The following is a 7,493-nucleotide window of genomic DNA, read 5'->3' as shown; positions in this document are numbered from 1 at the left end:
CGGCAACGAGCGCAACCCACACTTTCAGTTGCCATCATTCAGTTGGGCACTCTGAAAGAACTGCCGGTGATAAGCCGGAGGAAGGTGTGGATGACGTCAAGTCCTCATGGCCCTTACGGGTTGGGCTTCGTCTCGCCCTACCTCTTATATACCTTATATGTTGCAGGAAGTGCAAGCGCTAATCGCAGTTTCGGCCAATTATTTTTTGCCCATTTTGTCACTTATTTTTCTTGACTGCATATTGCTCCCTTATATACTTTGTTGCATGGCTCGCCCGCCACCCCTCTTTCAAGGAGATCACGCCATGACCCTCACGATCCCGACCCTCTCGCCCAAGGCCGTCTCGCTGATTGCGCCGGATAACCTGCCGCTGACCGAGCAGGAGCGCGAGGGCCTGATCTGGCCGATGACCGACGAGCTGCGCTCTGAGGCCGCTATGTGCCTCTGGGAAGCCTTCTTGGAAAACGTGTCGGTCGGGAGCTGGCTGGCCGCACATCGCCATCTGGTCGGCACTGTGGAGCTGCGCATCCAACTCGCGGGCCTTCTCAACGCTATGCACATCGGCTGGCACGTCTGCCAAAGCGCCGAAGAGGAAACTCTTAGCCCGTTTGATTGGTCGTTTGTGCCTTGGTTCCTGCTGAACATCGTGGAGTCAGAGAACGGCCTGCTGACCCTTTGCGAGAACTGGCTGGACCTCTGCCGCGACCCTAACCAGATCATCTGGAACTAGCGCCATGCACCCGCTTTTCCGCTTCCGACAGTCTGATGATCCTGAGCTGATCGACAGTGAATACGTCCTGCGCTCCAACGAGCGCATCACCGTCCAAATCTGCGCCCTAGCTGGCCCCAGTCTCTATGCAGTGACCGAGAGCGGCCAGACTGACCCTGACGCGGAAGAGACATTCTGGATCGTCCACCACGGCACATTCACGGACCTCGGAGGCGCATTCAGCGCCGCCCTGAAAGTGTCCAAAGCCTTGCCCAACTGAAAGAACCGCCATGAAGCCCAAGCACTATCGGACACCCACGCTCGACGTGATCTGGCACATCCGCATCTACATCGAGCGGCCCAACACCAAGCCCTACATTCACGCCTTCGGATACCGCGATCTGCAAACCCTTTTCAATTTCATCTGCGGCTATACCAGCCAGCCTTACGACCCCAATGAGGGCCGCGCCCTACGCAGCTACCCCGAAGAGATCGCATCGCGCTGGGTGGCATTCCAGAAGGCCAACCCAGACTGCAAAATGGATCTGGAAGTGACCCCAATAGAGCTGGGGGTATCGCCCAAAGCCAGACCCGAGCAAATCCAGAAAGATCGCCAACGCCTAGCCTCGTTGTGGAGCGGTGGTGTGTTGTTCTTCCGCCCGTTGATCTGAAAGGAGCCTGACTATGTTAGACGCCCTGAAAGCCAATACAGCAGGCGAGTGGAGCGAAGGCCCCAACGGCATTATCTGCAACCGCCATGAGCAAGATGGTGGCATCATCGACCGCGCAATAATTAGCAATGAGTGGTTTATCGTCTTCAACCGAGACGGGCTGGATACACTGCACGGCTTTCCTACCCGCGATAGCGCGATCAGCAGATTTTTGAATGAGATCGGTATAAACATATCTGTGGCCAGCTTATAGACGATAGCATGAAGCCCCGCCAATGGACGGGGCTTTCCTATTTGCATACGAAAACTTTTATATAGCCGCTTTCGTCCAAATAAATCCAACGTAACCGCAAGATAAAATCCCGACGGCGGACTTACTGAACTTTATCTCCTGAACGCTCACCCTTAGAACTTCGGTAGACAGCCTCATTAAACTCGAAATGAGCTTTGTCTAAGGCGCTCTTCATGTATGAGCAGTAGACCCCCTTCGGCTTGTCCTTCAGACCATGACGGCAGAAATCAGAGGTGTTCTTAGGCTCGTAGGTGACACTGAGCATCTTCCCTTCGTCCTTTAACATGGCTTTGACCTTACAGCCTGGGCATTGCGCCACTGCAAGTGTCTCCCCCTTCTCGCCATTAGGTCTTGCAGATAGCCCGTCTTTAAGGCGAGCCATTACAATGCGACCGCCCTCTATTGCATCCCGTGAAACAGGACTATCGCCCAAAAACTCCATGCTAAATGAAGGAGTTTTCTTCTTCACCAGATCACGGCTTTTGCCGAGCTTTATCCGTCCCATCTTACCGTCCTTCTTTTGATGTATCGCAGTCAAAGAAACATTCAGCGGACGCGGGTAATTGAGATACGTCAGCGGTCTTTCTGACACTGGGCTTGCAGGGCGAAGCAGCAGCGCCTGCCTAGAGAAAGACGACGAGACCAAGGTTTTACTTGCAACCAATGCCGATCCGCCTTGATCTAACGACGTTGGTATTCACCGCGCTCATTGGCAGCATGGGGCTTTGCAGCAGATCAGTAAAGAGGTAAATATCATTTTGTATTTTACACGCCATCACCGGAAGAAGCCATGCCCGTCACCGTCATCCCCACTGAGCTGAATGCGCAGGGCCAGCCCATCGAGGTCCGTGAGAAGGCGATTACTTTCATCGACGCGCAGGCTGCGCGGACGGCCCTTGCAAAAACGGTAGCGGAGCTGATGGCCCGCGCTGGCATGACCTATGATCCCACGGTGTCGCTTGAGACCAATACTGACGCTTATTACGACGCCACAGGCCACGCCTTCGGCTGGATCATGGAAGACGACCAGGCACAGCCCGAATTATCCGAAATCGAAGATCCACTGCCCCGAGATCGGTCAAACCAAGTTCCCGCCATCTTCAATTTCCTCAAGCTCCTGGCTCTCGGTATTTTCCTAATCGTTGCAGCCCCAATCCTGGGCAACCTGCTCAAAGCCTTCGGCCTGCTTTCACCGGCCCAGGCTGACTTCTTCGGGATCGGAGTAAGATCGGTAGCGATTTTTGCAATCCTGTTCGTCGGCGCTGTGCTAATCAAACGAAATCGGACATAAATCAGCACATATTTTGCCCGTCATGTCACTTATTTTTTGCTTGACGTGCCGCCATATCTTGCAACATCGTATATCTGACCGAACAGGAGGATAGGACGATGAATGAAGCCGATCTCGACTATGAGCCGACCGTCACCGAAGTAATTGCCTTCCAGAATGACCTCTTTCGCACCCATCTGGGGAACCATCCCTATGTGAAAGGGAAGGTGCTTGCCACCTCGGGCGTGCGCCAGCGTGGTCCGCAGTTCTTGAACGATGTTGCAGAGGCAGTTCGGACCTTCTCAGCCTTCAACAAGGAGGATGACCCGCATGGCGAACACAATTTCGGGGTGATTTATGTTGCAGGCGTGAAGCTCTATTTTCGGATTGATCTGTATGACCCAGATTACCGATTTGGCTCCAACGCGCCCCATGATCTGACGGCCACCCGCAGGGTTTTGACCGTCATGCACCCACAAGATTACTGATTTTACTGTTAAATCCAGACCACGGCACAGCGCACTGGCAGCAGGCTTTCGCTTACTGTTATTTTATTTTGCCCATAATGGGCTTTTTTATTTGACTACTGCCACGCTCATGATGCAACATCATATATAGCAAAACAGCGAGGCTTGATCCCATGCAACAAACTTACTTGCTCGCATTTGAAGAAGAAGAGATCGCGGCGCTACAGCGCATCTGTGGTGCTGCGGCCATCCATTTCAGCGACGAAGCCCACCAATTCGAGTGCGCGGCCAGCAACACCGGCCCGACTGAACCCCTCGCGCCGACCCGCGCTGAATGCGCCCGTATCTCCGCTGAACGCTATGAGAGCGCCGAGAAAGCCCGCCGTTTCAGCCAACATTTCGCAGCTCTGCGCGAAACCACCCCCCACAAAGGCCCGCTCGTATGACCCAGTTTGGCTCTTTCCAGAACGATCACTTCGCCCGCGCAACCAACGGCCAGCCGACGCCCACCGTGGGCATGGGAGCCACGCTCCTGCGCTGGTCCGACCGGAATGCCGCGACCATTATCAGCGTCAGCCTTACTAAATCGGGCTGCTGGCGCATCACCGCCCAGCAGGACAACGCCACCGTAACTTCCGGCAGCGTCCACGACGGCAGCGCAGAATACAGCTACAGCCCCAACCCCGAAGGCCCGACCGAGCAATTTGAGTTCGATCCCAACCATCACCGCTGGTTCGCTCTCCAACCAGACACGCAGGGGCGGCTGCGCCGCTCCAAGGAAGGCTCCGGCATCACCATCGGGCGGCGGGAAAGCTACCGCGATCCGAGCTTCTAGGGAGACTGCACATGAGCGCACTGATCCAAACCGCCGATGAAATCCGCTATTTGACGCGCTATCGCGCTGACGGCAGCGCTTATGCGATCGCCCGCCTCTGGATCGCGGGCGTCCCCTTCCAGACCGATCTCAGCCCGCAGATCGAGCGCACCATCAGCAGGCTCGCGGCAGAGCATGGGCTGGAAGTCCAAGACTGGCGGCTGGACGAGCCTGCCAAGGCGCAGGAGGCCCCAGTATGACCGCTATCCGCCCCCTCTGGTGCATCATGCCAGATCACAAGCCGCTCACCCGTGCCTTGCTGGATGCGCGGGAAACCACGCCTTTCACCGGCTGGCGCATCTACCCCTACAATCCTGCCACGGGCGCAGAAGACAGCTCCATCTGCATCCTCAACAGCAATGAGGGCGTTGAAGTCGCCAAGACCCTCAAGGGGCTTTATATGGGCGCAGGACCGGACAGCGGCTTTGTTCTGGCCCTGCCCATCTTCCCCGAAGACGAGGCCGCATGGCTCGCCGCAGACGCTATGTTCAACTCGGATTTTGTGCGCAGGTTCTTGCCCTGTGACTGCCCCCAGACTGGCGCAGACTGCGAACACGTCTCGCTGATGTGGCCTTACCTCTACATGCACCCAGTTGATCTCATCGGCCTTTGCAACGGCCTGACCGAGATCATCCACGAGGACATTGGAGAGTATGACGATCCAAAGGACATTGACGAAGAAGCCTTCTTGAACCACCCATATGCCCCCTTGCGCGAAGAGCTATGTGAGATCAGCGGCTATTATGGCGATTAAAAAAAGCCCCGCATCGAGCGGGGCTTTTGCAATCACACCAGCGATCCACTTTTACGAAAGCATCGCCGCGTTCACCTGCATTGTCAGGTAGGAGAGTTGAGTAGCAGCATGAACATCATCGGATGGAATGCTCACAAGAAACTCTGCGATTTTCGGATGATCGCTCTGCGCGGCTCGCATGTCGTCCAGAAGCGTCGGGCTGTTTGGGGAAATACCCGAACCCTCCAACGCCTCGATCATCCAAATTGCGCGATCTGACCACATGGCATCTGCGCCATTCGCAGCGATGGCTGCTTTAAGGGCTTCTGTTTCCATAGTCTGCATACTGCTCTCCTACTCCAACAAAATTCACCACTACCAGATGTGCTTATGCCTGTTCGACAGGCTCGCCAAACTCTTCATACCAATTCGGCCGCTTGCCGCGACCAGTCCACGTTTTGCTGTGATCTTCGCGGTGACGATACTTCGCAACGCTGGGCTTGGATGCACCACCACGCGACTTGGACAGAATATCGAGCGCATTGGCGAGCGGGATACCCTCTTCTTTGGCAAGAGCCGCGACCTTATCTGCGAAGGCCCGCTCTTTGCGGGTAGCGTAGTCTTCGATCGCTTTGTTGATTTTCGCCTGCGCCTTTTTCAGATCAGCGAGAGCGACTTCACCCAGTTCGTCGGTATCAATAATCATTGGTTTTTCCCTTTATCGTCTTCGGAAGATCAAGCAATCCGTTGGCGTGTTACTAACTTACCCGACACCGGCCCTCATGGGCCAGCGAGAACGCCCAGGCTCTTAGGAGCCTTGATCCGTGTTAGATTTCAGAACCCAGCGCCCTCCCACCATTACGCTTTTCCAGAGCCACCCTGGACGATCTTTTGCAGCTCTACGCTGCCATTTGCCCCCAATATCAGACGATGCGCTCCATCGGGCCGGATCACAACCAGCTCTTCCGAACTCAGGTGAACCATAAGATCGCCCACCGAAAACGAGAAAGGATGTGGCGCTGTCGGCTGAAAGGTGGACCTGTATTCGCCGCACTTGAGAGCGAGCATACTTTTTTCGACGCTCAGATAGGTGCTTTCAGGACCCTCTCTCTCAATCGTCAGTATCCCGTAATAGTCGTGAGCCGTCTTCTCATTGCGACCTACCTGAACCTCGGACAGCGCTCTGCGCTTTGACCGAGGAACCTCTGTTCCAGCGTGGGACTGATGCTGACGGAGTGCTGCACGCTTGAACATAGTTATCTAACACAGTCCTGTTTCTTCCTTGCGAGAGAGTTAACAGCACTGCACAGAAGTGTAAAAGACAAATTGTTGTTTACCATTATTTTGTGAACCCATTGCACATGACCTCTAATGGAGGCGATGCCCGCTGATCGGGGGCGTCGGGTCCGAGCATTCAATGGCTTGGATGTGAAGGAACTGCCCCATATCGAGCCAAAAACGCATAGTCTTCCAGTCTGCGCAGTCAAACCTACATCCATGATGCAACTATGTGCATACTAATGGATGTGTAAAAGCCCTTTCTGATTATTTGGATCACAATTTCGCGGACAGGTTTACCTGCCTTGCCAGTATGTTACCGATGTGCGCTCTGCCCGATGCTGCGAGATTTTGCCCACCATGTCACTTTTTTTATAGACATATACCAGACGCGCAGGCACTCTGACATTAACCATTTAGGGAGAGTGTCCATGATCTCAGCGATGATCGAGCGCCGCGCCTTTAAGCTCGCAGCCATCAAATCACCGAGCCGTCGCGCCGTCGCGCTCGCAGCTCATACCGCTTCGGCCTGTGCATTCAGTGCATCGCTTTCACTTTGCTTTGTGATCCATTCACACTGGGGCGGCGGTGATCTCTTCGCAGCAGACGGGACAATTCGTATCTATCGGATCGGGAGCTTCCTGCTCATGCTCTGGGCAGCGATCATGTCGGCCCATTACTACCTTTCCGTCATGCCCTCTCCCCACCGAGCCCTACTGGCGATGCTCTGCGCAGTCTGCGGCGTTGGCATGGCAATGTTCGTCATGACAGCATCGGCCACGACCTTCGGCCTGCTCTATCCAGGCATCGTTCTGTTGATCGTTCTGGCAATCATCGTTGGTGCGATTTTATAAATCAGACAACGGAGCCAGCATGAAAAAGTATCATGTCTTCGCCATGCCCACGCATGAGGACTTCGTTGCAGATGGAATCGACCTGGGCTTTGCGGGTAGCGTTGATGAAGCCGTCACCCTTTGCAAAACCCACGGCTATACGGTCATCCGCGAGAACGAGGGGGGTCTTCTTGAGCTTCACGACTTGGAAGATGGCCCCATTATCTACGGCTACGAGGCAGATGGCTTCGGCGCTATCGGTATTACCGTCGAACCGAAATAGGAGTAACCTGAATGCTCGTTACGGTCATTGATCGCACCGCTCAGGATAAGGCATGGGGTCGCACCCAGACCTCTATCCAGAAC

The 7,493-nt window shown here is 54.9% G+C and carries 15 protein-coding genes and 1 rRNA gene; 13 read left to right on the top strand and 3 right to left on the bottom strand.

The window, feature by feature from the left end:
• The 5 genes from H0485_RS19200 to H0485_RS19180 all read left to right on the top strand — a co-directional run.
• A 16S ribosomal RNA gene (locus H0485_RS19200) occupies positions 1 to 201 on the top strand; the annotation flags it as partial.
• Between the two features lie 103 nt (positions 202 to 304).
• Entirely contained in the window at positions 305 to 730 is a 426-nt protein-coding gene (locus tag H0485_RS19195; protein WP_226937530.1) for a hypothetical protein, read from the top strand.
• 4 nt (positions 731 to 734) lie between these two features.
• Positions 735 to 989 (top strand): hypothetical protein, encoded by a 255-nt coding sequence (locus H0485_RS19190; protein WP_226937529.1) that lies wholly within the window; start codon positions 735 to 737, stop codon positions 987 to 989.
• 10 nt (positions 990 to 999) lie between these two features.
• A complete protein-coding gene (locus H0485_RS19185) occupies positions 1,000 to 1,380 on the top strand; it encodes a hypothetical protein (RefSeq protein ID WP_226937528.1) in 381 nt (126 codons plus the stop codon).
• A gap of 13 nt (positions 1,381 to 1,393) precedes the next feature.
• Positions 1,394 to 1,633 (top strand): hypothetical protein, encoded by a 240-nt coding sequence (locus H0485_RS19180; RefSeq protein ID WP_226937527.1) that lies wholly within the window; start codon positions 1,394 to 1,396, stop codon positions 1,631 to 1,633.
• Positions 1,634 to 1,754: 121 nt separating this feature from the next.
• Here H0485_RS19180 and H0485_RS19175 read toward each other — a convergent pair whose 3' ends face one another.
• A complete protein-coding gene (locus tag H0485_RS19175) occupies positions 1,755 to 2,336 on the bottom strand; it encodes a hypothetical protein (RefSeq protein WP_226937526.1) in 582 nt (193 codons plus the stop codon).
• A 126-nt stretch (positions 2,337 to 2,462) separates the two neighbouring features.
• Here H0485_RS19175 and H0485_RS19170 point away from each other — a divergent pair, with 126 nt between their 5' ends.
• The 6 genes from H0485_RS19170 to H0485_RS19145 all read left to right on the top strand — a co-directional run bounded on the left by H0485_RS19170 (position 2,463) and on the right by H0485_RS19145 (position 5,037).
• A complete protein-coding gene (locus H0485_RS19170; RefSeq protein ID WP_226937525.1) occupies positions 2,463 to 2,963 on the top strand; it encodes a hypothetical protein in 501 nt (166 codons plus the stop codon).
• A gap of 98 nt (positions 2,964 to 3,061) precedes the next feature.
• Entirely contained in the window at positions 3,062 to 3,430 is a 369-nt protein-coding gene (locus H0485_RS19165; protein ID WP_226937524.1) for a DUF3768 domain-containing protein, read from the top strand.
• Between the two features lie 152 nt (positions 3,431 to 3,582).
• Positions 3,583 to 3,855, top strand: coding sequence for a hypothetical protein (locus H0485_RS19160; RefSeq protein ID WP_226937523.1), 273 nt, complete (start codon positions 3,583 to 3,585; stop codon positions 3,853 to 3,855).
• The gene (locus tag H0485_RS19155; protein WP_226937522.1) at positions 3,852 to 4,244 is read left to right on the top strand and encodes a hypothetical protein; all 393 of its coding nucleotides are present in this window, start codon (positions 3,852 to 3,854) and stop codon (positions 4,242 to 4,244) included. Before H0485_RS19160 ends, H0485_RS19155 begins: the two co-directional genes overlap by 4 nt.
• A gap of 11 nt (positions 4,245 to 4,255) precedes the next feature.
• Positions 4,256 to 4,483: a hypothetical protein gene (locus tag H0485_RS19150; RefSeq protein WP_226937521.1), complete on the top strand. Its 228-nt coding sequence runs from the start codon at positions 4,256 to 4,258 to the stop codon at positions 4,481 to 4,483.
• The gene (locus tag H0485_RS19145) at positions 4,480 to 5,037 is read left to right on the top strand and encodes a hypothetical protein (RefSeq protein WP_226937520.1); all 558 of its coding nucleotides are present in this window, start codon (positions 4,480 to 4,482) and stop codon (positions 5,035 to 5,037) included. Before H0485_RS19150 ends, H0485_RS19145 begins: the two co-directional genes overlap by 4 nt.
• 51 nt (positions 5,038 to 5,088) lie before the next feature.
• Here the strand turns inward: H0485_RS19145 and H0485_RS19140 are convergent, their stop codons facing one another.
• Together H0485_RS19140 and H0485_RS19135 are read right to left on the bottom strand one after the other, a co-directional pair.
• Positions 5,089 to 5,361: a hypothetical protein gene (locus tag H0485_RS19140; RefSeq protein WP_226937519.1), complete on the bottom strand. Its 273-nt coding sequence runs from the start codon at positions 5,359 to 5,361 to the stop codon at positions 5,089 to 5,091.
• Positions 5,362 to 5,404: 43 nt separating this feature from the next.
• Positions 5,405 to 5,722, bottom strand: a complete 318-nt coding sequence (locus H0485_RS19135; protein WP_226937518.1) for an H-NS histone family protein — start codon at positions 5,720 to 5,722, stop codon at positions 5,405 to 5,407.
• A 1,003-nt stretch (positions 5,723 to 6,725) separates the two neighbouring features.
• On the opposite strand from H0485_RS19135, the gene H0485_RS19130 reads away from it, so the two are divergent.
• Together H0485_RS19130 and H0485_RS19125 are read left to right on the top strand one after the other, a co-directional pair.
• Entirely contained in the window at positions 6,726 to 7,148 is a 423-nt protein-coding gene (locus tag H0485_RS19130) for a hypothetical protein (RefSeq protein ID WP_226937517.1), read from the top strand.
• A gap of 19 nt (positions 7,149 to 7,167) precedes the next feature.
• Positions 7,168 to 7,410 carry a hypothetical protein gene (locus H0485_RS19125; protein ID WP_226937516.1) on the top strand — a complete coding sequence of 81 codons (243 nt, stop codon included), beginning with the start codon at positions 7,168 to 7,170 and terminating at the stop codon, positions 7,408 to 7,410.
• Positions 7,411 to 7,493 lie beyond the last annotated feature (83 nt).

The organism is Pseudogemmobacter faecipullorum (genome assembly GCF_020539525.1).
GTDB lineage: Bacteria > Pseudomonadota > Alphaproteobacteria > Rhodobacterales > Rhodobacteraceae > Pseudogemmobacter > Pseudogemmobacter faecipullorum.
Note: the sequence above shows the minus strand (reverse complement) of the source record. Positions and strands in the feature narration are given on the sequence as shown.